The sequence below is a fragment of the Endobacter medicaginis genome, from assembly GCF_014192375.1.
GTDB lineage: Bacteria > Pseudomonadota > Alphaproteobacteria > Acetobacterales > Acetobacteraceae > Endobacter > Endobacter medicaginis.
Genome location: NZ_JACHXV010000012.1, coordinates 51,590 through 72,657, shown reverse-complemented (window position 1 = coordinate 72,657; position 21,068 = coordinate 51,590). Strand labels below are relative to the sequence as shown.

Sequence of the window (21,068 nt, the reverse complement as noted above, 5' to 3'; positions counted from 1 at the left end):
TCCTGCTGCCGCGTCGCTGGGTCGTAGAGCGCTCGTTCGCCTGGGCAACCCGATGCCGGCGCCTCGTCAAGGACTACGAGCGATATGCAACGACGTTGGCCGGACTGCATGTCGTCGCATTCGCTTGCTTCATGATGAAAAACGCCGCCGCAATCATGGCAGGTGCATAACACCCTCTAGTCTAAATAGACCGTCAACCCCTACCGCTCCCGCAACGCCCGCGGATCGATCCCCAGCCGGGCAAGCCGGTTGTAGAACGTCTTGCGCGGCAGCCCGAGGTCTTCCGCCGCCCGCGTCACCTCGCCCTCGGTCTGCATCAGCGCCTCGACGATCAGCCGCCGCTCATACGCGTCGAGGCGCTCGTTCAGCGTCGCCGTGCCGATCGAATCGAGCTCGTCCACCTCCAGCCCGAGACAGATCCGCTCGGCGAAGTTGCGCAGCTCGCGGACATTGCCCGGCCAGTCGCGGCTCGCCAGCCGGTGCGCGAGATCGCCGGTCTCCGGGATCGGACAGCCGCGATCCTCGCAGGTCTGCAGCACCAGCGCGGTGAACAGCAGCGCGATGTCGTCGCGCCGCTCCGCCAGCGACGGCATGCGCACCTTCGCCGCCGAGATGCGGTGATACAGCTCCGGCAGGATGTCGTCGCCGCCCTGCTCGCCGAGGATGGCGATGATGCGCACATCCACCGCCTCCGGCGCGCGGGTATCGGCCGCCACCGTGCGTCGCGCGGCGAACCGCGCGAGCTGGAACTGCAACGCCTCCGGCGCATACTGCAGCCCCGCCAGCAGCAGCGTGCCGCGATGCGCGCGCGCCACCTGGCCGCTGCGGTCGAACAGCCCGGCCGTCGCCACCTGCCCGCGCAGCCCGGCATCGAGACAGTCGATCACCTCCAGCCGGTGCCGCGAGCGCCGGCTCATGCGATGCACCGTGAGTGCGAGCAGCGTCTTGCCGGTACCGCTCTCGCCCTCGATCGCCAGGTCCAGGTCCGACTCCACCAGCCGCGGCAGCATCGCGCGCAGCCGGCGCATCACCGGCGTCTCGCCCAGCAGCGCGCGCCCCAGCCCCGCCGCCGCCGTCTCACGCAGCCGGCGGTTGTCGATCGTGAGCGCCCGCGCCTCCGCCGCCCGTCGTGCCGCCGCGACCAGCAGGTCGGGGTCGAACGGCTTGGTGAGGAAATCCCACGCCCCGCCCTTGAGTGCCGCGACCGCGGTGTCGACGTCGCCATGCCCGGTGATCAGGATCACCGGCAGCGCGGCATCCCGCCGCCGCAGCTCGGCGAGCAGGTCCAGCCCGCTCATCCCCGGCATGCGGATGTCGGTGATGACGATGCTGTCCTGATCGGTGCGCAGCCGCTCCAGTGCGCGGCGCGCCTCGCCGAACGCCTCCACCGCGAACCCCGACAGCTCCAGCAGCTGCCGTGTCGCCGCCCGCGCATCGTCGTCGTCGTCGACCAGCACCACCGACCCGACCCGGCTCACGCCGCCACCCGCCGCATCGTCATCTCGAAACACGCCCCCCGCGCACGATCGAGCTGTCGCAGCGTGCCGCCGCACTCGGCCATGATGTCCTGCGCGATCACCAGCCCGAGCCCCAGCCCGCTCGGCCGGCTGGTGGCGAACGGCAGGAACAGCTGCGCGGCCAGTTCCGGCGCGATCCCCGGCCCGTCATCGCTCACGCTCAGCCGCACCGCCGACGCATCCGCCGCGATCTCGATCTCGATCCGTCCCGCCCCGTCCAGCGCCTCGATCGCATTGCCCAGCAGGTTGACCAGCACCTGCTCGAACCGCACCACGCTGCCATGCACCATCAGCTCCGGCAGCGGATCGGGCACCGACAGCGCGATGCCGCCGAGCCGCTCGCGCAGGATCAGCCGCGCCCCGCCGATGAAATCCGCCACCCGCACCGCCCGCAGCGGATCGGGGCCGCGCCGCGCGAAGCCGCGCAGCTCCGCGGTGATCGTCCCGATCCGCTCGGCAAGCCCGCCGATCGCCGAGAAATTTCCGCGCGCCGCCTGCGTGTCGCCCCGATCGAGCAGCAACTCGCCGCTGCGGCAATAGCTGCGGATCGCCCCCACCGGCTGCGCGGTCTCATGGGCGAGGGCCGCGGTGATCTGGCCGAGTGCGGCCAGCCGGTTCGCCTGCCGCAGCCGCTCGCGCAGCTCGGCCGCCCGCGTCTCGCTGGCCACCCGCTCGGCCATCTCGTGGCGCAGCTCCACGGTACGCGCCGCCACCGCGCGCTCCAGGGCGGCGCGGTCGCGCCGCTGCCGCACCCGCCGCCCGCGCCACATCCACAGCAGTGACGAGGCCGCGATCACCGCCAGCGCCGCGGCGGTCGCGCTGCCCCGCCGTGCGGCGCGCAGCACCGGCGCGGTCTCGGCAAGCTCGGTCAGCCGCCAGCCCGGCTGCGCGGTCGCCACACTCGCCTGCACGAACGCCCCGGCCCTCGCCGGATCGAGCGGATGCAGCGCATCGCCCGGCAGGCTCGCCCCCTCGATGAACCGCCGCGCCCGCGCGGGCTCGAGCGGTTCGGTGGCGCCATAACGCCAGTCCGGCCGGCTGGTCACCAGCACCACCCCCTCCGGCCCGCGGATCAGCGTGATCCCGCCCGCCGCCCGCCATTCGGCCTCGATGCGGTTGAACTCCAGCTTGATCACCACCACCCCGTCACCGGGAGTACGGTGGGCCAGATACAGCCCCGGCTGTTTCGAGCTGGTGCCGAGCGCGAACTGATGCGCCTGTCCCCCGGCGAGCGCATCGGTGTAATAGCTGCGGAAGGCGTAATCGCGGCCGACGAAACTGTCGGCCTCGGCATGGTTGCTCGACGCGATCGCCCGGCCCGACCGCCCGACCACATAGATCACCGGCGCGCCCGTCGCCCTGGCCAGCAGCTCCAGACGCCGGTCGAGCGCCGTATGGTCGGCCCCCGGCGCCGCCACCGCCTCGACGATGTCGCGGTCGTCGGCGAGCGCGAGCGGCAGCAGCCGGTAGCGCGCGATCTCGCTGTCGAGCAGCGCCGCCCTCAGCGTCGCATCGGTGCCGGTGCGAAGCTGCAGCGCGTCCAGCGCCCGCTCGCCGCTGATCCGCGCCGCCGCCCAGCCGGCGAGGACCGCCGCCAGCAGCGTCACTGCCACCCACGCCGCCCTGAACCTGATCCCCGCCCGCATCACGTCTCGAGTGTGCCGAAACTAGCGCAATGTGCCAATCCACGTGTGCCGTTTATCGCCCATGCCCGGGCCGGAATCGCCCGGAAATCACGGATAAAAAATTTTCGTGCTCCGCATTTCCCCCTGCCCCAGCCTCCTGCCAGAGCCGCCCGTCCGAAGGCGCGCCGAGCATCCATCCAGAGGGGAGCAAACATGATGAACCCGCCCACCGCGGACGCACCCGCGCCGCACCGAGCCTGGTACGGGCATCTCTACGTCCAGGTCCTGGTCGCCATCGGCGCCGGTGCCCTGCTGGGACATTTCGTCCCCTCGACCGCCGAGGCGCTCAAGCCGCTCGGCGACGGCTTTATCAAGCTGGTGAAGATGGTGATCGCCCCGGTGATCTTCCTGACCATCGTCAGCGGCATCGCCGGCATGCGCGACCTCGCCGCCGTCGGTCGTGTCGCCGTCAAGACCTTTGCCTATTTCGCGTTCTTCTCCACCTTCGCCCTCGCGCTCGGCATGGTGGTGGCGAACGTGGTCCGCCCGGGTGCGGGCATGCATATCGACCCCGCCCATCTGCAGGGGGCCAGGGTCGCCGCCTACGCCGCCCGGGCGCACGACACCACCATCACCGGCTTCGTGCTCGACATCATCCCCGACAGCTTCATCTCCGGGCTGATCAGCGGCAACATCCTGCAGACCCTGTTCATCGCCATCATGTTCGGCATCGCGCTGACCCTGATCGGCCGGCGCGGCGAGACCGTGCTGGCCCTGATCGAGGATCTCTCGGCGGTGGTGTTCCGGCTGGTCGGGCTGCTGATGAAGGCGGCCCCGATCGGCGCGTTCGGCGCGATGGCGTTCACGGTCGGCAAATACGGCGTCGGCTCGCTGCTGCCGCTGGCCACCCTGGTCGGCACCTTCTACCTCACCTCGCTGCTGTTCGTGCTGGTGGTGCTGGGCGCCGTCGCCCGGCTGTCGGGGTTCTCGATCCTGCGCCTGGTCGCCTATCTGAAGGCCGAGCTGTTCCTGGTGCTGGGCACGTCGTCGTCGGAAAGCGCACTGCCGATGCTGATCCAGAAGATGGAGCGCGCCGGCTGCCCCAAGACCGTGGTCGGGCTGGTGGTGCCGACCGGCTACTCGTTCAACCTCGACGGCACCGGCATCTACATGACGCTGGCGGCACTGTTCATCGCCCAGGCCTGCGACGTGCATCTCGCGCTGGGCCAGCAATTGCTGCTGCTGGCGGTGGCGATGCTGTCGTCGAAGGGGGCGGCCGGCGTGACCGGTGCGGGCTTCATCACGCTCGCGGCGACGCTGTCGATCGTGCCTTCGGTGCCGGTCGCCGGCATGGCGCTGATCCTGGGTGTGGATCGCTTCATGAGCGAATGCCGCAGCCTGACGAACTTCATCGGCAATGCGGTCGCCTCGATCGTGGTGTCACGCTGGGAGGGCGGGCTCGACCGCGTCCGTCTGCACGACGCGCTGCACGGAGCAGCACCCGTGGAGGCCGAAATCGTCGTGGACGCGACCCTGCCAGCCTGACCCTGTCAGCCTGAACGCCGCGACCGCTCAGGCCGATATCATCGGCCCGAGCGGCTTGCCGGCGAAGAGGTGCATGTGGAAATGCGGCACCTCCTGCCCGGCCTGGGTGCCCATATTGGCGAGCAGCCGATAGCCGTCGCTCTCCAGCCCGAGCTCGCGGGCGACATGCCCTACGGCGCGGCAGAAGGCGCCCAGCTCGGCATCGGGCGCGGTCGCCGAGAAATCCGCCCATGACACGTAGCGCCCCTTGGGGATCACCAGCACATGGACCGGCGCCTGCGGCGCGATGTCGTGGAAGGCGAGGACATGGGCGTCCTCGTAGACCTTCCGACACGGGATCTCGCCGCGCAGGATGCGGGCGAAGATGTTGGTGTCGTCATAGGGGCCGAGGCCGGTGACGGGCATCAGGGCTTGCTCCGCTCGGGACGGGTGACGCTGCCGGCGAGCGCGCGGGCGGCCTTCTCGGCGATGCCGCTGATGCCCTCGCGACGCTGGAGCTCCGACCAGACCTGATCGGGAGACACGCCGGCATCCACCCACATCACCACCAGGTGATACAGCACGTCGGCACTCTCGCTGATCAGCGCGTCGCGGTTGCCGGCGACGGCCTCGATCAGGCATTCGACCGCCTCCTCGCCGAATTTCTGCGCGACCTTGGCGGTGCCGCGCGACAGCAGCCGCGCGGAATGGCTCAGCTCCGGATCGGCCATGCGCCGGGCGGTGACGGTGGCGAACAGCCGGTCGAGCACGGTGGCGTTGGAGTCCGGGTTCGGCAGCAGCGCCAGGATCTCGGCATCCGCGGTCCAGACCTTGGTGGTGCGCGCGCGCTTGGCGACCGCGCGCACCAGCTTGGCGGCGGGCTTGTTCTTCGCCGTGCGCTTGGTGGCCGCTTTCGGTTTGCCGGCCGCGGGCTTGCTGATGGTCTTGCTGTTCTTGGCCATGACTGGGCTCAGATTCCCCGCGAATCGATCTGCCTGACCGGCAGGCCGGCATCATGCAGGGTTTGCTTGACCTCGGGGATGGTGAATTGCCCGAAATGGAACACGCTGGCCGCCAGCAGGCCGGTCGCGCCCGCGCGCGCGCCGTCGACGAAATGCTCAAGCGCCCCCACGCCGCCCGAGGCGACCACCGGGATCGCGACCTTGTTGCAGACCGCGCGCAGCAGCTCGAGGTCGAAGCCCTGGCGCGTCCCGTCGCGGTCCATGCTGGTCAGCAGGATCTCGCCCGCACCGCGTTCGGCCATCTGCGCGCACCACGCCACGGCATCGATGCCGGTCGGCGTGCGGCCACCATGGGTGTACACCTCCCAGCCACCACCGGGCTTCGCACGCGCATCGACGGCGACGACGACGCACTGGCTGCCGAACTTGGCCGCCGCCTCGCTCACCAGCTCGGGGCGCGAGACCGCGGCGGAGTTGACAGAGATCTTGTCCGCTCCCGCCAGCAGCAGGCGGCGGAAATCGGCGGTCGAGCGGATCCCGCCGCCGACGGTGAAGGGTAGGAACACCTCGCGCGCCACCCGGCGCACCACGTCGAGGATGGTGTCGCGGTTCTCGTGGCTGGCGGTGATGTCGAGGAAGGTGAGCTCGTCGGCGCCGGCGGCATCATACACCTTGGCCTGCTCGACCGGGTCGCCGGCATCGCGCAGTTCGGTGAAGTTCACGCCCTTGACCACGCGCCCGTCCTTGACGTCGAGGCAGGGGATGACGCGCAGCTTCAGCATTGCAGGATCGCCAGCGCCTCGGGCAGCGAGACGCGCCCGTCATAGAGCGCGCGACCGACGATGACGCCCTCGATGCCGCCACCCTGCGGGGCGCGCACGCGGGCAGCGGCTTCGCGCAGGGCGACGAGGTGTTCGGGCGCGCCGACGCCGCCCGAGGCGATCACCGGGATCGACAGGGCTTCGGCGAGGGCGACCGTCTGGTCGAGATCGAGCCCGCCGAGCATGCCGTCGCGGGCGATCTCGGTGAACACGATCGCCGCCACCCCCGCATCCTCGAAACGCCGGCCGAGCTCGACGGCCTGGAGCTCGCTCGCTTCCGCCCAGCCTTCGGTGGCGACGAACCCGTTGCGGGCATCGATGCCGACGACGACACGGCCGGGGAACTGCCTGCACGCGCTGCGCACCAGCTCGGGGTTCTTGACCGCGGCACTGCCGAGAATGACCCGGGTGATGCCGGCCTCCAGCCAGTGCGCGATGCCGGCGATGTCGCGCAGGCCGCCGCCGAGCTGGACGGGGATGTCGTGCTCGGCCGCCGCGTCGACGATGGCGCGCACCGCCTGCGCGTTGACCGGTCGGCCCGCGAAGGCGCCATTGAGATCGACCACATGCAGGAACCGGCAGCCCGCCTCGATCCAGCGCAGCGCCTGGGCGCCGGGATCGTCGGAATAGACGGTGGCCTGGTCCATCTCACCCTGGCGCAGGCGCACGCAGGCGCCGTCCTTGAGGTCGATGGCGGGGTAGAGGGTCAGGTCGGTCACGGCGGGCGGGCTCAGTCCTCGGCGCGCAGGCGCTTGTAGTAGAAGAAGCCGCGCACGATGCGGCCCTCGGCGCGCGCGTAGCACGGATGCGTGCCCCAGCGCTCGTAGCCGAATCCCTCATAGAGCGCGATCGCGGCGCGCTGGGTCTCGGGCACGTCGAGATTGAGGATCTGGTAGCCCATCGCGCGGGCGGAATCCTCGACATGCTGAAGCAGCATGCGTGCGAGGCCCACGCCGCGCGCATAGGGGGCGATGTAGCTGTGGTTCAGGGTCGCCGCCATCGCCTGCGCCTCGTTGTTGCGCGGCGGGCGGGCGAGCTGGGCGGAGCCGACGATCACCCCGTCGAGCCTGGCGATGAACAGCGAGCGCTCCGGCACCATCATCAGGCCGCGGAAATAGCGTTCCAGGACCTGCTTGCCGGGCGGGCTGAGCCAGCCGAAGCCGCCGCCATCGAGGATTGCCGCATGCGTCGCCTCGCACAGCTCGGCGAGCGCGTCGTCCGACAACGAGGTCGCGCGCTCCACCGAGAGCTGTGCGCCCGACAGCGTCTGCGCCTGCATCAGCCGGGACTCCAGCGCAGGAAATTGCCGATCAGCCGCAGGCCGACGCCCTGACTCTTCTCGACATGGAACTGCATGCCCGCGACGTTGCCGCGCGCGACCACGGCAGGCACCTCGCCACCATACTCGGTGGTGGCGACCACATCCTCGGCGCGGTGGCCGCGCAGTGCGTAGGAGTGGACGAAATAGACATGCGCGCCGGGGTCGATGCCGTCCATCAGCGGATGCGCGCGCGCGATGTCGAGCGTGTTCCAGCCCATCTGCGGCAGACGCATCGCCGCTCCGGATGCATCGCGCGGCGCCATCAGCGCGATCTCGCCGCCGATCCAGCCGAGGCCCTTGGTGGTGCGGTGCTCGAGCCCCCGCTCGGCCATCAGCTGCATGCCGACGCAGATGCCGAGGAACGGGGTGCCGCCCTCGACCGCTTCGGTGATCGCGGCGCGCAGGCCGGGCTTGGCGGCCAGACCCTCGGCACAGTCGGCGAACGCGCCCTGGCCGGGCAGCACGATGCGGTCGGCGCCGCGCACGGCTTCGGCGTCGTCGGTGATGGCGACTGTGGCGTCGATCCCCTCGCGCACGGCCGCTTCCTCGCAGGCGCGGGCGGCGGAGGCGAGGTTGCCGCCGTCGTAATCGACCACCACGATGCGCATCGGCCCGCTCATGGCAGGGCAAGGCTCCCGACCACGCGGTCCAGCGCGGCGGTCTCGCTGGAGGCGAGGGTACGCCCGGTGCAGCGCCAGCCCGACAGCGCGAGCTGCCAGCGGCGGATCTCGGGCAGGAAGCTCGCGAGGCTCAGATGCAGGGCGGCGAGCACCGGCCACCACCAGCGCGAATGGCCGAGCCAGTGATGCAGCACGAGGGTCAGCGCGCCGGCCAGCAGCCCGGCGATCCAGGCGGTCGGACGCAGCAAAGCGAGCCAGCCGAACACCAGCGTCCACCACGAGAACCGGTCGGCCACCGCCACCGGCAGGTGCTCGCGGCGCCCGGCGGGCGGCGTGTGGAGAGTGACGGTTCTCACAGCACGCCCTTGGTGGACGGCACCGCGTTGCCGGCGCGCGGGTCGATCGACACCGCCTGGCCGAGCGCGCGCGCCACGGCCTTGAAGCAGGCCTCGGCGACGTGGTGATCGTTGGTGCCGGCTCCCTGCGTGACGTGGAGCGCGATGCGGGCGTTCGACGACAGCGCGCGGAAGAACTCCTCGAACAGCTCGGTGTCCATCTGGCCGATCTTGTCGTGGCGGAAACGCACGTCCCAGACCAGGAACGGGCGGCCGGAGATGTCGATCGCGGCCTCGACGCGGGCCTCGTCCATCGGCACCACCGCGTGGCCGTAGCGGGTGATGCCGCGCTTGTCGCCCAGTGCGATCTCGAAGGCCTGGCCGAGCACGATGGCGATGTCCTCGGTCGTGTGATGGAAATCGACATGCAGGTCGCCCTTTGCCGCGACCGACAGGCCGAAGCGGCCATGCCGGGCAAAGGCGCTGAGCATGTGGTCGAGAAAGCCGATCCCGCTGTCGATGCGGCCGTCGCCCGGCTGCGCGGGGTCGAGTTCGAGGGTGAGCTCGATGGCGGTCTCGCCCGTGGTTCTGGACAGGGTGGCGCAACGCTGGGTCATCTCGGCGCGGTTCCTACAGGAAAGCCGGGGTTGCCGCCATGCCCGGGTTCGGGCGCGGCCTCGCCGGTGCCTGCGGCGATGGTCTCGCCCGCGCCGGCGCCTGCCTGCGCCTGCGGTGCGCCGGGCAGCACGCGCTCGGCCGGCACGCTGGACGCTTCGGCCGGCAGCTTGAGGTGGCGGGGCTGCGGGTGGCGATACAGCCACTCGGTGCAGGTGCGCACGATGGAGGCGCAATAGGCGTCGGGCGCGAACAGGGCGTTCTTCTCGCCCGAATACATCACCCGGGCGACGCGGCCGTCCTCGATGCGGAAGGTGGCCTTGCAGTTGCCGCCGTTCGACTGGCCCAGCCCGCCGATGATCGGGATCGTGTAGCTCGTCGAGGAGGCGGATGAGAAATTCCAGGTGTCGACGGTCGTGCTGCCGAAGCTCGCATGCTGGTCAGGCACGCCGATGCAGCTCTCAAGATCGACCTCCGACAGACCGGTCATCTCGGCCGGGGCATGACGCGCGACCATCGAATCCTTGACCGAGCAGGCGCCGAGCGCCAGAGCCAGAAACAGCGTTGCGACGGTCGGCACGATCGGGTTGGGACGGGTCAAGCGGCGGGCTCCGGGATGGTGGTCAGGTCGGCGGCCAGCCTGCGGGAGGCGGGGCGCCTGCGCCAGATGGAAATTGCGTCGGGAGAGGCCGGTTTGGTCGACATCGCGGTGGTGGGAGCCGGTCCGGCCGGATTGATGGCGGCCGAGCGGTTGGCCGGCGCAGGTGTGCGGGTGACGGTCTACGAGCGCTTGCCCAGCCCGGCACGGAGATTGCTGATGGCCGGGCGCGGCGGACTCAACCTGACCCATTCCGAGCCCGAAAGCGCCTTCCTCGCCCGTTACGGCGCGGCATCGGCGTTCATCGCGCCCCTGCTGACGCGGTTCGGGGCTGCCGAACTCCGCGCCTGGGCGGACGGGCTGGGGGCGGAGACCTTCATCGGCAGTTCCGGACGGGTCTTTCCGCGCGCGATGAAGGCCTCGCCGCTGCTGCGCGCCTGGCTCGCGCGGCTCGACGGGCTCGGGGTGCGGATTGAGACGCGCCATCGCTTCCTCGGCCGGGCCGAGGACGGGTCGCTGCGCTTCGATACACCGCAGGGGCGGCGCGAGATCGCCGCGCCGGACGCGACCGTGCTCGCCCTGGGCGGCCAGACCTGGCCGAAGCTCGGCGCCGATCCCGCCTGGCCAGGCATGCTCGCCGACGAAGGGGTCGAGGTGGCGCCGGCACGGGCGGTCAATTGCGGGCTGCTGCTGAAGTGGTCGGCCCATCTGCGCACACACTTCGCCGGCGCACCGCTCAAGCATGTCGGGCTGTCGGTCGGCGATCGGGCGTCGGAGGGCGATGCGATCCTCACGCCCGCCGGGCTCGAAGGCGGCGCGGTCTACGGACTCGGGCCGGAGCTGCCGATCGCCCTCGCCGCCGGCGCCCCGCTCATGCTGCGCATCGATCTGCGGCCACGGATGAGCGCGGGCGAGATCGCCACCCGCCTGACCCGTGCCGGCAGCGGCCTGTCGCTCGCCAATCGGCTGCGCCGCGCGCTCAGGCTTGCTCCCGTCGCCGCGTCGCTGCTGCGCGAGGACGGGGCGGGCGGCACAGCGCCGATTCCCGCCGACCCCGCCGCTCTCGCCGGGCGCATCAAGTCGCTCGAACTGCCGTTGCGCGGTGCCGCCGGGCTCGATCGCGCCATCTCCTCGGCCGGCGGCGTCACACTCGATTCGCTCGACGGGCGGCTGATGCTGCACGCATGCCCCGGGGTGTTCGTCGCCGGAGAGATGCTGGACTGGACCGCGCCCACCGGCGGCTACCTGCTGCAGGCGGCCTTCGCCTCCGGCCTCGCGGCGGCCCAGGGCGCGCTGGACTGGCTCGCGGCGGGGCGATCCGGCTAGACAGTCCGGCCGCACAGCACAACACACGGAGTCGGTATGGCGATCAGCATCGGGCTGGGGGAGGGGACACACGGCGGCACCGTCCCGCTCGATCTCGAGGAGCTGCTCGCCACCCGCCTGCTGGTGCAGGGCAATTCCGGCTCCGGCAAGTCGCACCTGCTGCGCCGGCTGATGGAGCAGAGCGCACCGTTCGTGCAACAGGCGGTGATCGACCCGGAAGGCGACTTCGTCTCGCTGGCCGAGCGCTTCGGCCATCTCGTCATCGACGCCGCCAGCCAGTCCGAAGCCCAGCTCCATGCCGCCGGACTGCTGATGCGCGAACATCGAGTGTCGGTGATCCTCGATCTCGAAGGACTCGACGCCGACGGCCAGATGCGCCGCGCGGCCGCCTTCCTCGACGGCATGTTCGATGCCCCGCGCGAGCAGTGGTACCCGGTGCTGGTGGTGGTGGACGAGGCCCAGCTCTTCGCCCCTGCGGTCGCCGGCGAGGTCTCAGACGAGGCCCGTCGCCTCTCCCTCGGCGCGATGGCCAATCTGATGTCGCGCGGCCGCAAGCGGGGTCTGGCCGGCGTGATCGCCACCCAACGCCTCGCCAAGCTGGCCAAGAACGTCGCCGCCGAAGCGTCGAACTTCCTCATGGGCCGCACCTTCCTCGACATCGACATGGCCCGCGCCGCCGATCTGCTCGGCCTCGAGCGCCGCCAGGCCGAGATGTTCCGCGACCTCGCGCGAGGCGATTTCATCGCCCTCGGCCCCGCCCTCTCCCGGCGCCCGATCCGGGTCCGCATCGGCGCCGTCGAGACCGCCTCACGCGGCAGCGGCCCCGTGCTCACCCCGCCGCCCGCCATCGCTGCGGAATCCGTCCGCGCGCTGATCCTCGCCGCCCCCGACCCCGGTCCCGCCGCGGCCCGGCCGCGCCGCACGCCGACCGCCGCCCCCGTCGACGTGCTCGCCGAACTGGCGCGCGCGCGTCCTGCCGAGCCCGTTGCCCCCCCGCCGATCGACCCTGCCGAGCGCGAGGCTCTCGCCAGCCGCGCCATCGAGACCCTGACCCGGCTGGTCGCCGCCGAGACCGAAACCCGACCGCTGGCGGCCGTGATCCAGGCCTTCCACACCCGCCTGCGCATCGAGGCCCTGCCGATCGACAGCCTCGACCCCATGCGCACCCGCCGGCTGGTCGGTGCGCTGCGCGCCGGCATCGACGCAGCAACCGCCGAAACCCCACCCTGGACCTTGGTCGCGGAGCGCGCCGACACCCTGCCCGAAGACCTCCAGCCGATCTTCCTGCTGCTCGCCGCCCACGCGCTGCGCGCCGCCCCCTGTCCGGACGACGCCGCCCTGGCCCACGCCTACGGCACCCACTCGCTCGCCCGCGCCCGGCGCCAGCTCGCCTATCTCGAACAGCTCGGCGCCATCGTGATCCAGCCCGGCAACCGCATCGCCCTCGTCGGCCTCGGCTGGGAGACCGCCGCGGCGGCGTGACGCAGGGGGCTCTGCCCCCCGCACCCCCCGGCAAAGGGCTCAGCCCTTTGCAATCCGGCCAATGATCTCCCTGAGGGGATGGGCGCAGCCCATCCCCTCAGGGAGATGACTGATCGCGGGTGCAGGGGGCCGAGCCCCCTGCCGGGGTGCAGGGGCGGAGCCCCTGCGTCACGCGGGCCACAGCTGCTGCCGCCGGGCCGGGGAGGGCGGCGCGGGTGTAGAGGGCGGCCAGGGCCCGGTTGATCGGGACGTCGGTGGGGTCGGACTGGCGGCGGTGTTCGAGAATCTGTTGGGCGCGGGAATCGTGGCCGGCCTGGAGCAGGGCGTCGAGGAAGAGTTGTTCGAACAGGTCGCGCTGGGCGTGGCTGCCGCCGATGGTGTCGAGGCGGGCGAGGGCCGGGCCAAGCAGGGTGACGGTGGTGGCGTGGTCGCCGGTGGCGTGGGCGAACAGGGCCCGGGCGGCGGGCAGGGTGATTTCGGCCCAGGCGGTGTGCAGGTCAGCGGGCGCGGTCTCGGCGCGGCGGGTGATGGCGGCGAGCAGGGTGTGGGCTTCGGGGCGGCGGGCGCGGGCGAGGCCGTAGAGATATTGCAAGCTCAGGAAGGGCTGGTCGGTGTCGGTGGCGCGGGCGGCGAGGTGGGTGCCGAGATCATCCCAGCGCGGGGTGACGTCGATGCCGGCGCACTCGAGTCGGGCCAGCAGCGAGACGGCGCCGATCTGGTCCTGGGAGAAGGTGCGTTCGCGGGCCCAGGCGTGGTGGTCGTAGGCGGCGAGCGCGTCGGCGAAGCGGCCGCGGGCGATGTAGAACAGGGCCAGGTGCCACCAGTGGTGGGTGTCCATGAACGAGGTGAGGCTGGCCCAGCCGGGACTGGCGGCCTCGAGGAAGGCGATGCCGTCGTCGATTCGACCGGTGGTGAGCAGGCAGTGGGCCAGCGCGTGCTGGGCCCAGGGTTCGGCGGGGTCGAGGCTGAGTGCGTGGCGGGCGGCGCGCTCGGCGTCGTCCATCAGGTGGCATTGTTCGTAGGCGAAGGCGGCCATGCCCCACCAGGCGGGCTGATCGGTGTTGGCGTCGGCGACGTCGAGCGCGGCGCGGAGCATCGAGAGGAACTGGCCGCGATTGAAGTCGTGGTACTGGTGCAGCTTGAGCATCGCGAGGTCGCGGGGGGCCAGTGCCAGGGCGCGGCGGCAGGCGGCCTGGCAGGCGGGAATGTCGCCGGCGAGCCAGGCGGACAGCGCATCGATCGCGCAGGCCTCGCGCGGGGTGGCCGTGGTGCGGGCGGCGTCGGCGCGGGCGTGGGCAATGCGGGCGGGCTCGGGGATGGAGCCGGTCTCGGACAGCAGGTGCAGCAGCCCGGCATAGGCCTGGGCGAGGGCGTGGGTGGGCTCGGCCTCGGCGGCAGCGAGGATGTCGGCGATTTCTGGACGGTAGCCGAGGAAGCCGCGGACGAAGGCGTCGATGGCGGCCAGCGTGGCGGGTTCGCCGGGGGAGACGGGGTTGCCGAGCGGGTCGAGATGCGGCGCGGGGCTCATGGCTGCACGGTTCATGGCTGCACTTTGGCACGAAGCCGCTCGATGGCGGCGATGCAGGCGTCCGGGCGTTCGAGCATGATCTGGTGGCCGGCGCGGGGGATAATCTCGATCGTAGTGTCGGGCAGCGCGGTGGCGATGGTGCCGGCGGCATCGCGGGGGACGAGGCGATCGGCCTGCCCGGCGAGGATGGTGATCGGCAGGGTGAGTGCAGCGAGCGCGGCGGGGTCGATCGGTGTGGCCTGGGTCAGCAGGGCGGTGATCATCGCCAGCGAGTTGCCGGAGGTCTGGGCGCGTTGCTCGGCGATCAGGGCGGGATCAGTGTCGGGGTGCCACGCGCGGTCGCGGAACATCCGCCCGGCGAGCGGGCGCAGCCACTCCAGCGCGGGACCGGGCAGGCGGGCGAAGGGGCCGAACAGGCCGGCGCGGGTGATCATGCCAAGGTCTGAGGGGGCGATCAGCAGCGCGGCGTCGATCTGGCCGAGGCGCCCGGTGCGGGCGAGACGCAGCAGCAGCGACAGCACGATGCGCGCGCCGAGGGAGTGGCCGATCAGGATCGTGGTGCCGGTGGCGTGCCGGTTGAGCAGGGTCTCGGCGTCGTCGAGCAGGGCGTCGGTGGCCAGCGTGTGCGGCAGGCGGGGGTCGAAGCGCGGCGAGGCGCCATGGCCGTGGGCGTCCCAGGCGAGCAGGGTGGCGCCGGTTTCGGCGTAATGGGTCCAGAGCGGGTCGAACTGGCGCCGGTTGCCGCCGGTGCCGTGGATGAACACCAGGGTGAGGTCGCTGCCCGGGCGGTGGGCGACGGAAAGGGCGCGGCCTTGGCGGATCTCGTGCAGGTCGCTCGGCTCGCCGGCGTTGCGTCCCTGATAGGCAGGCGGGCGGCGGGTCCAGCCGCTCATGGCGCGAAGCGTTCCGACCAGCTCGGCGGACAGCCGGGGCCGGGGGACGGGGCGGCGGCGTGCACGCCGCGGGCGATGGCGCGGGCGGTGGTGAGCGTGGCGGCGAGACAGAGTTCGGTGAAGGTGTCGCGATCCGCGGCGAGCGGGGCGGCCTCGGTGCTGGCGGCGAACATCACGTCGCCGTCGCGGGCGAGATGGGTGGGCAGGATGGCGCGGGCGAGCCCGTCCTGGGCGGCGATGGCGAGGCGATGCGCCTGCGCGGGGGTCAGGGCCGCGTCGGTGGCGACGATCCCGATCACGGTGCCGGTCGGCGGGGCGGCGGTGGTGGTGCCCCAGGCGTCGGGCTGCTTGACACGCAAGCGGTCGAGGCCGGGGGGAAGCGGGCTGGGCCAGCCGGCATCGCCGAACTCGCCGTCGCGCTCGAAGGTAGCGGCCCAGAAATGGCGGGTGCCGGCGAGCGTGGTGCTGCCGACGGCGTTGACGGCGACCATCGCGGCGATGGTGTGGCCTTGCGGGGTGAGGCTGCTCGCGGCACCGAGGCCGCCGCGCAGATCGGCGGTGGTCGCCCCGAAGCCGGCGCCGATGGAGCCGAGCGGTGAACGGTCGGCGGTGAGGTTGCGGACGGCGTGTTCGCCGAGCGCGAGGTAAGGGCTGGGGCCGGTCCAGTCCTTCGCGCCGCCATTGGTGAGGTCGAACAGGCTGGCCTGCACCACGACCGGGACGTTCACCGGGCGCGGGTTGGCGGGCAGGCCCCAGCCGTCCGCGCGCCAGGCGGCGTGCAGGCCGGAGGTCGCGTCGAGCCCGTAGACGGAGCCGCCCGAGAGCACGATCGCGTCGATGCGTTCGACGGCGTTCTCGAGTGCCAGCAGGGCCGTATCCCGCACCGCCGGCGCGCCGCCGAGCAGCGAGGCGGCGGCGATGGCCGGGCGGTCGAAGATGACCGCGGTCACACCCGAGCGCAGGGTCTCGTCATGGGCGTGGCCGACGCGCAGGCCGGAGATGTCTGTGAGGCAGTTGCGCATCCTTTCACCTGCCCAAAGCCGCGTCTGCCGGCAAGGGGCGGCCGGTGAGCAGGGCTTTCGTCGCGTCGTGACGCGGGGTGGCGAACAGGGTCTCGGCCGGCGCGCACTCGACGATGCGGCCATCATGCAGCACGGCGACGCGCTGGCAGAGATGGCGGATGGCGGCGAGGTCGTGGCTGATGAACAGCATCGACAGGCCGCGTTCGCGTCTGGCGTCGCGCAGCAGGTTGAGCACCTGCGCCTGCACCGAGACGTCGAGTGCGGAGACCGGTTCGTCGGCGACCAGCAGGGCAGGGTCGGCGATCAGCGCGCGGGCGATGGCGACGCGCTGGCGCTGGCCGCCGGACAGCGAGCCGGGGCGTTGGGTGGCGAGGGTGGCGGGCAGGCCGACGGCCTCGAGTGCGGCGAGGGTGCGGCGGGCACGCTCGGGGCGCCGGACGCGGCGTGTGGCGAGCGGTTCGGCGACGATGCGGGCGATGCTGTGGGTGGGGTCGAGCGAGCCCTGCGGGTCCTGGAAGACGGCCTGCACGCCGGCGGCGGCAAGGTGGCGCTGGCCGCCATCGGGGCGGTCGAGGCCGAGGACGATGCGGGCAAGGGTGGATTTGCCGGCCCCGGAGGCGCCGATCAGGCCGAGCGTCTCGGCCGGCGCGATGTCGAGATCGATGCCGCGCAGGATGTCGTGGCCACCGCGTCGCGCGGTGATGCCCCGCAGGGTGAGGACCGCGTTCACAGCGGGTGCAGGCAGGCGACGGCGCGGGTCGCGTCGAGCGTGGCGAGCGGCGGTTCCGCTTCCAGGCAGTCGGGTTCGGCGCGCGGGCAACGGGACGCGAAGCGGCAGCCGGGCAGGGTGTCGGCGGGGCCGGGCGGCAGGCCGGGGAGGGTCGGCAGGATGGTGTCGGGGGGCGGGGTGCGCAGGTGCAGCGAGCAGGCGGCAAGAGAAGCGGTGTAGGGGTGGGCGGGTCGGGCGAGCAGCTCGGCCGTCGGGCCGGTTTCGACCAGCCGGCCGGCGTAGAGCACGGCGAGGCGGGCCGCGGTGGCCGCGACGAGGCCGAGATCGTGGCTGACCAGCAGCAGGCCCATGGCGTGCTCGGCGCGCAGACGGTCGAGCAGGGCGAGGACCTGCGCCTGGGTGGCGGGATCGAGCGCGGTCGAGGCCTCGTCGGCGATCAGCAAGGCGGGCCGGGCGGCAATGGCGGTGGCGATCAGCACGCGCTGGCGCTGGCCGCCGGAAAGCTGGTGGGGCCAGGCGCGGGCGGTCTGTGGCGACAGGCCGACATGCGCCAGCAGGGCAGCAGGGTCGCCGCCGGCTTCGGCGATCTGCCGCCCGGCGCGCATCAGCGGGTCGAGCGCGCGCAGGGGTTCCTGGAACACCATGGAGATGCGACGGCCGCGCAGACGGCGCATGTCGGCTTCGTGCAGCCGGGTGAGGTCGGTGCCGTCGAGGCGGGCGTGGCCGTGCAGCTGCGCGCCCTCGGGCAGCAGGCGCATCAGGGCAAGGGCGAGGGTGGTCTTGCCGGAGCCGGATTCGCCGACCAAAGCGAGGCTGTCGCCGGGGCTGAGGGACAGGTCGATGCCACGCAGTAGGGTGAGGGAGCCGAGCGTCGCCCCGAACCCGTCGAGTTCGAGCAGCATCAGCGTGCAAGCCTGTCGCGCAGCCCGTCGCCGAGCAGATTGCAGCCCAGCACCAGCAGGGTCACCAGCGCGCCTGGGATGAGCACCAGCCAGGGGGCGGCGCCGAGCGCGCTCTGGTAGTCCTTGAGCATGCCGCCGAGCGAGGGGGCGGGGGGCGGTAGTCCAAAGCCGAGATAGGTCAGCCCGGCCTCGGCCAGCACGGCGATGCCGGCCTGGAGCGAGGCCTGTACGATCAGCGGGGCGGCGATGTTGGGCAGGATGTGCCACCACAGCACGCCGAGCGGCCCGCGCCCGGCGAGACGGCTGGCGGCGATGAAGTCCTGTGCGAGCACCGGCAGGGCGGCGGCGGCGGCGATGCGGGCGAAGACCGGGACATCGAACGCGCCGATCGCCACCACCGCTCCGGCGGCGCTCCCACCCCAGAGGGCGGCAAGCATCGCGGCGGTCAGCACCGGCGGAAACGCGAAGACGAGGTCGGCGAGGCGGCGCAGCGGGGCGCTCCGACGTTCGTGGCTGGCGGCAATGGTGATGCCCAGCGGGATGCCGATCGCGGCCCCGAGCCCGGTTGCGGCCAAGGCGGTGGCGATGGTGGCGCGCAGCCCGGCCATGCTGCGCGAGAGCAGGTCGCGGCCGAAACCGTCGGTGCCGAACGGGTGTGCGGCGTCGGGCGGGAGCAGTCGGTGGGCGATGTCGAGGCCGTTGACTGCGAACGGAGTCCAGGCGAGCGACAGCAGGGCGAGGGCGATCGGTCCGGCGAGGCAGGTGGCGCCGAGCAGCAGGCGCGGGTCGGGGCGGTTCATCGGGGTCGGCTCATCGGGGCTGGCCGCGCGGGTCGAGCCGGGTCGCCAGCCATTCGGCGAGCATCGAGAGGAGGGTGATGGCAGCGGCGACCAGCAGCACGAGGTCGCGCAGCACCACGAGATCGTGATTGCCGACCGCGTCGAACAGCATCCGCCCCAGGCCCGGCAGGTCGAACACGGTCTCGACCACCACCGCGCCGCCGATCAGGAACGAGATCTGCATCGTGGCGATGGTCAGCACCGGCAGCAGCGCATGGGGCAGTGCGTGGCGCAGGAAGATGCGGGCGGGAGACAGGCCCCGCGCACGCGCGCTGCGGATGAAGTCCTGCGGCTCGATCGAGATCAGGGCGGAGCGCATCACGCGCATCAGCACCGCGGCCTGCGGTAGGGCGAGGGCGAGGGCCGGCAGGACCAGGGCGCCGAGGGCGGCGGCGGGATGCGCCCAGCCGGGAAAGCCGCCCGACGGGGCGAAGCGCCAGTGCAGGGCGAAGATGCCGACCAGCGCGATGCCGAGCCAGAAATCGGGCACTGATTGCAGGAGTTGCGCGGCGGCATCGAGCATCACGCCGTCGGCGCGGTGGCGCCGCCTTGCGGCGATCGCGCCGAACGGCAGGCCCAGGCTGAGTGCGATCGTCATCGCCCCGGCGGCGAGCGGCAGGGTGATGGCGAGGCGTCCGGAGAGAAGCTGGGCGACGGGGATGTCGTAGGTCATCGAGGTGCCGAGGCGCAGATGGGCGAGATCGTCGAGCCAGGCGAGGTATTGCATCATCGGCGGACGGTCGAGGCCGAGCTTCGCATGCAGGGCGGTGAGCGCCTCGTCGGTGGCGTTCATGCCCAGCATCGCGCGGGCCGGATCGCCGGGCAGGATATCGAGGATCGCGAAGGTGATCGCCGAGCAGGCCAGCAGGGCGAGCGCCAGCCACAGCAGCCGGGAGGCGAAGGACCGCAGGGTGGTCAGGGCGTCCATGAGAGGTCGGCGATCCGGTTCAGCGGGATCGGCTCGTCGCGCCACATGCCGCGCAGCCTGGCGTTCCAGATCGAGATTCGTGGCAGCGCGGCGATGAACACGTTGGCCTGGGTGTCGGCGAGACGCTGCTGGAGCTTCTGCCACAGCGCGTGCTGCGCGGCGGGGTCGGTGGTGGTGCGGTATTGCGCGAACAGAGCGTCATAGACCGTGTCGTGATAGCCGAAATAGTAGTGCGGCCGGGCATAGATATCGAGATCGCGCGGCTCTGTATGGGCGATCACCGTGGTCTGGTAGTTCGCATGTCCGTAGACGTCGCCGAGCCATTGCGGCCACTGCATCGGCACCAGCTTCGCCACGAGCCCGACCTGGGCGAGATAGGCCGCGAGCATGTCGCCGACCTTGTGAGCATAGTCGGTCGGCGGCAGCGCGATCTCGATCACCGTGCCCGCGGCGACGCCGGCCTGTCTGAGAAGATCCTGTGCGTGGCCGACATCGTACGGCGCGTGCGCCGACAGATCGAGATAGTCGGGATCCTCGGGCGTGTCGTGGCTGCCGATCACGGTGGCGAAGTTGTTGGCGTAGCCGGTGACGATGGCGTAACGGTCGATCGCGGCGGCGAGGGCGAGGCGCACGCGCAGGTCGTTGAAGGGGGCCCGCGCCTCGTTGAGCGCCCAGATCAGCTTGATCGGCGAACGCCCGACCAGGACGGTGAAGCGCGGGTCGCCCTGGAAGCGCGACAGCATGTCGGTGTTGGGAAAGTTGACGTAGCCGTCGAGACGGTTGCCGTCGAGAGCGTCGGCGGCGGTCAGCGGGTCGGCGATGAAGTGGAAACTGACCCGCGCGATGGCGGGGATCGGTGCGCGCAGATGCTCGCGGCGGCTCAGCGTGATGGATGAGCCGCGTTTCCAGTTCTCCAGAACATAGGGCCCGGTGCCGACCGGGTGCTGCGCGTTGGTGGCCGCCGTGGCGGGCGCGACCATGGCCGAGGCGGCCCAGGCGAGGTGGTAGAGGAACTCGCTGTCGGGGGCCGAAAGCGTGATTACCGCGTGGTCGGGGGCGGGGCAGGAGATCGAGGCGATCGGCGCATAGAACGCGCGCTCCGGGTTGAGGCTGTCGGGGGCACGGGCTCGGTCGAGACTGAACTTCACGATGGCGCAGTCGAACGGCGTGCCGTCGGAAAAGCTCGCACCGGTGTCGAGAGCGAACTCGTAGCGCCGGCCGCCATCGGCGATGCTCCAGCGTTTCGCGAGCTGGGGCTGGACGGAACCGTGCTCGTCGAGCCTGGTGAGGCTTTCGAAGACGTTGTCGTAGACGATGTCGCGGATCGCTTCCGCCGGGCCGGTGGTCGGGTCGAGTGAGGGCGGTTCGAGCTGAAGCCCGATGTTCAGCGTGTCCGGCGTGGCCGCGGCGGCAGGCGCGGCGAGGGTCAGGCTGGGGGCGAGGAGCGCGCAGCAGGCGGCGAGGGCGGGGCGAGGCATCT

21 protein-coding genes and 1 pseudogene are annotated in these 21,068 nt (G+C 71.9%); 4 read left to right on the top strand and 18 right to left on the bottom strand.

The features are described 5' to 3' along the window. Window positions 1-170 (top strand): transposase (locus FHR90_RS13565; RefSeq protein ID WP_183275394.1); only part of this gene is annotated, 170 nt, incomplete at its 5' end. A 30-nt stretch (window positions 171-200) separates the two neighbouring features. Here the strand turns inward: FHR90_RS13565 and FHR90_RS13560 are convergent. Then, the gene (locus tag FHR90_RS13560) at window positions 201-1,478 is read right to left on the bottom strand and encodes a response regulator (RefSeq protein ID WP_183275393.1); all 1,278 of its coding nucleotides are present in this window, start codon (window positions 1,476-1,478) and stop codon (window positions 201-203) included. Next, window positions 1,475-3,130 (bottom strand): ATP-binding protein, encoded by a 1,656-nt coding sequence (locus FHR90_RS17755; protein ID WP_221188279.1) that lies wholly within the window; start codon window positions 3,128-3,130, stop codon window positions 1,475-1,477. Before FHR90_RS17755 ends, FHR90_RS13560 begins: the two co-directional genes overlap by 4 nt. Before the next feature lie 225 nt (window positions 3,131-3,355). Between FHR90_RS17755 and FHR90_RS13550 the strand changes: the two genes are divergently transcribed. Next, window positions 3,356-4,687 (top strand): dicarboxylate/amino acid:cation symporter, encoded by a 1,332-nt coding sequence (locus FHR90_RS13550; protein ID WP_218062064.1) that lies wholly within the window; start codon window positions 3,356-3,358, stop codon window positions 4,685-4,687. 27 nt (window positions 4,688-4,714) lie between these two features. Here FHR90_RS13550 and FHR90_RS13545 read toward each other — a convergent pair whose 3' ends face one another. The 8 genes and pseudogenes from FHR90_RS13545 to FHR90_RS13505 all read right to left on the bottom strand — a co-directional run bounded on the left by FHR90_RS13545 (window position 4,715) and on the right by FHR90_RS13505 (window position 9,941). Continuing rightward, window positions 4,715-5,092: a histidine triad nucleotide-binding protein gene (locus FHR90_RS13545; protein WP_176624403.1), complete on the bottom strand. Its 378-nt coding sequence runs from the start codon at window positions 5,090-5,092 to the stop codon at window positions 4,715-4,717. Continuing rightward, complete coding sequence (locus FHR90_RS13540) at window positions 5,092-5,628, bottom strand: phosphoribosyl-ATP diphosphatase (RefSeq protein ID WP_176624405.1); 537 nt, start codon at window positions 5,626-5,628, stop codon at window positions 5,092-5,094. Before FHR90_RS13540 ends, FHR90_RS13545 begins: the two co-directional genes overlap by 1 nt. An 8-nt stretch (window positions 5,629-5,636) precedes the next feature. Continuing rightward, a complete protein-coding gene (gene hisF, locus FHR90_RS13535) occupies window positions 5,637-6,410 on the bottom strand; it encodes an imidazole glycerol phosphate synthase subunit HisF (RefSeq protein WP_176624407.1) in 774 nt (257 codons plus the stop codon). Further along, a pseudogene (hisA, locus tag FHR90_RS17515) lies at window positions 6,404-7,728 on the bottom strand (1-(5-phosphoribosyl)-5-[(5-phosphoribosylamino)methylideneamino]imidazole-4-carboxamide isomerase). Before hisA ends, hisF begins: the two are co-directional and overlap by 7 nt. Next, window positions 7,728-8,390 carry an imidazole glycerol phosphate synthase subunit HisH gene (hisH, locus tag FHR90_RS13520; RefSeq protein WP_246330274.1) on the bottom strand — a complete coding sequence of 221 codons (663 nt, stop codon included), beginning with the start codon at window positions 8,388-8,390 and terminating at the stop codon, window positions 7,728-7,730. Before hisH ends, hisA begins: the two are co-directional and overlap by 1 nt. Further along, complete coding sequence (locus FHR90_RS13515; protein ID WP_176626771.1) at window positions 8,387-8,746, bottom strand: hypothetical protein; 360 nt, start codon at window positions 8,744-8,746, stop codon at window positions 8,387-8,389. Before FHR90_RS13515 ends, hisH begins: the two co-directional genes overlap by 4 nt. Continuing rightward, a complete protein-coding gene (gene hisB / locus FHR90_RS13510) occupies window positions 8,743-9,342 on the bottom strand; it encodes an imidazoleglycerol-phosphate dehydratase HisB (protein WP_176626769.1) in 600 nt (199 codons plus the stop codon). The genes FHR90_RS13515 and hisB overlap by 4 nt, the downstream gene beginning before the upstream one ends. Continuing rightward, entirely contained in the window at window positions 9,339-9,941 is a 603-nt protein-coding gene (locus tag FHR90_RS13505) for a hypothetical protein (RefSeq protein ID WP_183275399.1), read from the bottom strand. Before FHR90_RS13505 ends, hisB begins: the two co-directional genes overlap by 4 nt. Before the next feature lie 66 nt (window positions 9,942-10,007). Between FHR90_RS13505 and FHR90_RS13500 the strand changes: the two genes are divergently transcribed. Further along, window positions 10,008-11,264, top strand: a complete 1,257-nt coding sequence (locus FHR90_RS13500; protein WP_221188280.1) for a TIGR03862 family flavoprotein — start codon at window positions 10,008-10,010, stop codon at window positions 11,262-11,264. Window positions 11,265-11,300: 36 nt separating this feature from the next. After that, entirely contained in the window at window positions 11,301-12,746 is a 1,446-nt protein-coding gene (locus FHR90_RS13495) for an ATP-binding protein (protein ID WP_183275390.1), read from the top strand. Between the two features lie 97 nt (window positions 12,747-12,843). Here the strand turns inward: FHR90_RS13495 and FHR90_RS13490 are convergent, their stop codons facing one another. From FHR90_RS13490 to FHR90_RS13455, 8 genes are read right to left on the bottom strand one after another with little or no spacing between them, the layout of a single operon-like run. Next, the gene (locus FHR90_RS13490) at window positions 12,844-14,289 is read right to left on the bottom strand and encodes a tetratricopeptide repeat protein (protein WP_221188278.1); all 1,446 of its coding nucleotides are present in this window, start codon (window positions 14,287-14,289) and stop codon (window positions 12,844-12,846) included. Next, complete coding sequence (locus FHR90_RS13485) at window positions 14,286-15,167, bottom strand: alpha/beta fold hydrolase (RefSeq protein WP_176626746.1); 882 nt, start codon at window positions 15,165-15,167, stop codon at window positions 14,286-14,288. The genes FHR90_RS13490 and FHR90_RS13485 overlap by 4 nt, the downstream gene beginning before the upstream one ends. Next, complete coding sequence (locus FHR90_RS13480; protein WP_183275389.1) at window positions 15,164-16,189, bottom strand: P1 family peptidase; 1,026 nt, start codon at window positions 16,187-16,189, stop codon at window positions 15,164-15,166. Before FHR90_RS13480 ends, FHR90_RS13485 begins: the two co-directional genes overlap by 4 nt. Window positions 16,190-16,193: 4 nt before the next feature. Beyond that, window positions 16,194-16,919, bottom strand: a complete 726-nt coding sequence (locus FHR90_RS13475; protein WP_221188277.1) for an ATP-binding cassette domain-containing protein — start codon at window positions 16,917-16,919, stop codon at window positions 16,194-16,196. Next, window positions 16,916-17,821 carry an ABC transporter ATP-binding protein gene (locus FHR90_RS13470; RefSeq protein ID WP_183275388.1) on the bottom strand — a complete coding sequence of 302 codons (906 nt, stop codon included), beginning with the start codon at window positions 17,819-17,821 and terminating at the stop codon, window positions 16,916-16,918. Before FHR90_RS13470 ends, FHR90_RS13475 begins: the two co-directional genes overlap by 4 nt. After that, window positions 17,821-18,621 carry an ABC transporter permease gene (locus FHR90_RS13465; RefSeq protein ID WP_183275387.1) on the bottom strand — a complete coding sequence of 267 codons (801 nt, stop codon included), beginning with the start codon at window positions 18,619-18,621 and terminating at the stop codon, window positions 17,821-17,823. Before FHR90_RS13465 ends, FHR90_RS13470 begins: the two co-directional genes overlap by 1 nt. 10 nt (window positions 18,622-18,631) lie before the next feature. After that, the gene (locus FHR90_RS13460; RefSeq protein ID WP_183275386.1) at window positions 18,632-19,588 is read right to left on the bottom strand and encodes an ABC transporter permease; all 957 of its coding nucleotides are present in this window, start codon (window positions 19,586-19,588) and stop codon (window positions 18,632-18,634) included. After that, entirely contained in the window at window positions 19,576-21,066 is a 1,491-nt protein-coding gene (locus tag FHR90_RS13455; protein ID WP_176624965.1) for an ABC transporter substrate-binding protein, read from the bottom strand. The genes FHR90_RS13460 and FHR90_RS13455 overlap by 13 nt, the downstream gene beginning before the upstream one ends. Window positions 21,067-21,068 lie beyond the last annotated feature (2 nt).

What these genes read in the sequence shown, in the direction of transcription:
- FHR90_RS13550 (WP_218062064.1), top strand. Translation starts at nt 3,356, where the DNA reads ATGATGAACCCGCCCACCGCGGACGCACCCGCGCCGCACCGAGCCTGG.
- FHR90_RS13545 (WP_176624403.1), bottom strand. Translation starts at nt 5,092, where the DNA reads ATGCCCGTCACCGGCCTCGGCCCCTATGACGACACCAACATCTTCGCC.
- FHR90_RS13540 (WP_176624405.1), bottom strand. Translation starts at nt 5,628, where the DNA reads ATGGCCAAGAACAGCAAGACCATCAGCAAGCCCGCGGCCGGCAAACCG.
- hisF (WP_176624407.1), bottom strand. Translation starts at nt 6,410, where the DNA reads ATGCTGAAGCTGCGCGTCATCCCCTGCCTCGACGTCAAGGACGGGCGC.
- hisH (WP_246330274.1), bottom strand. Translation starts at nt 8,390, where the DNA reads ATGAGCGGGCCGATGCGCATCGTGGTGGTCGATTACGACGGCGGCAAC.
- hisB (WP_176626769.1), bottom strand. Translation starts at nt 9,342, where the DNA reads ATGACCCAGCGTTGCGCCACCCTGTCCAGAACCACGGGCGAGACCGCC.
- FHR90_RS13500 (WP_221188280.1), top strand. Translation starts at nt 10,008, where the DNA reads ATGGAAATTGCGTCGGGAGAGGCCGGTTTGGTCGACATCGCGGTGGTG.
- FHR90_RS13495 (WP_183275390.1), top strand. Translation starts at nt 11,301, where the DNA reads ATGGCGATCAGCATCGGGCTGGGGGAGGGGACACACGGCGGCACCGTC.
- FHR90_RS13490 (WP_221188278.1), bottom strand. Translation starts at nt 14,289, where the DNA reads ATGAACCGTGCAGCCATGAGCCCCGCGCCGCATCTCGACCCGCTCGGC.
- FHR90_RS13485 (WP_176626746.1), bottom strand. Translation starts at nt 15,167, where the DNA reads ATGAGCGGCTGGACCCGCCGCCCGCCTGCCTATCAGGGACGCAACGCC.
- FHR90_RS13480 (WP_183275389.1), bottom strand. Translation starts at nt 16,189, where the DNA reads ATGCGCAACTGCCTCACAGACATCTCCGGCCTGCGCGTCGGCCACGCC.
- FHR90_RS13470 (WP_183275388.1), bottom strand. Translation starts at nt 17,821, where the DNA reads ATGCTGCTCGAACTCGACGGGTTCGGGGCGACGCTCGGCTCCCTCACC.
- FHR90_RS13465 (WP_183275387.1), bottom strand. Translation starts at nt 18,621, where the DNA reads ATGAACCGCCCCGACCCGCGCCTGCTGCTCGGCGCCACCTGCCTCGCC.
- FHR90_RS13460 (WP_183275386.1), bottom strand. Translation starts at nt 19,588, where the DNA reads ATGGACGCCCTGACCACCCTGCGGTCCTTCGCCTCCCGGCTGCTGTGG.
- FHR90_RS13455 (WP_176624965.1), bottom strand. Translation starts at nt 21,066, where the DNA reads ATGCCTCGCCCCGCCCTCGCCGCCTGCTGCGCGCTCCTCGCCCCCAGC.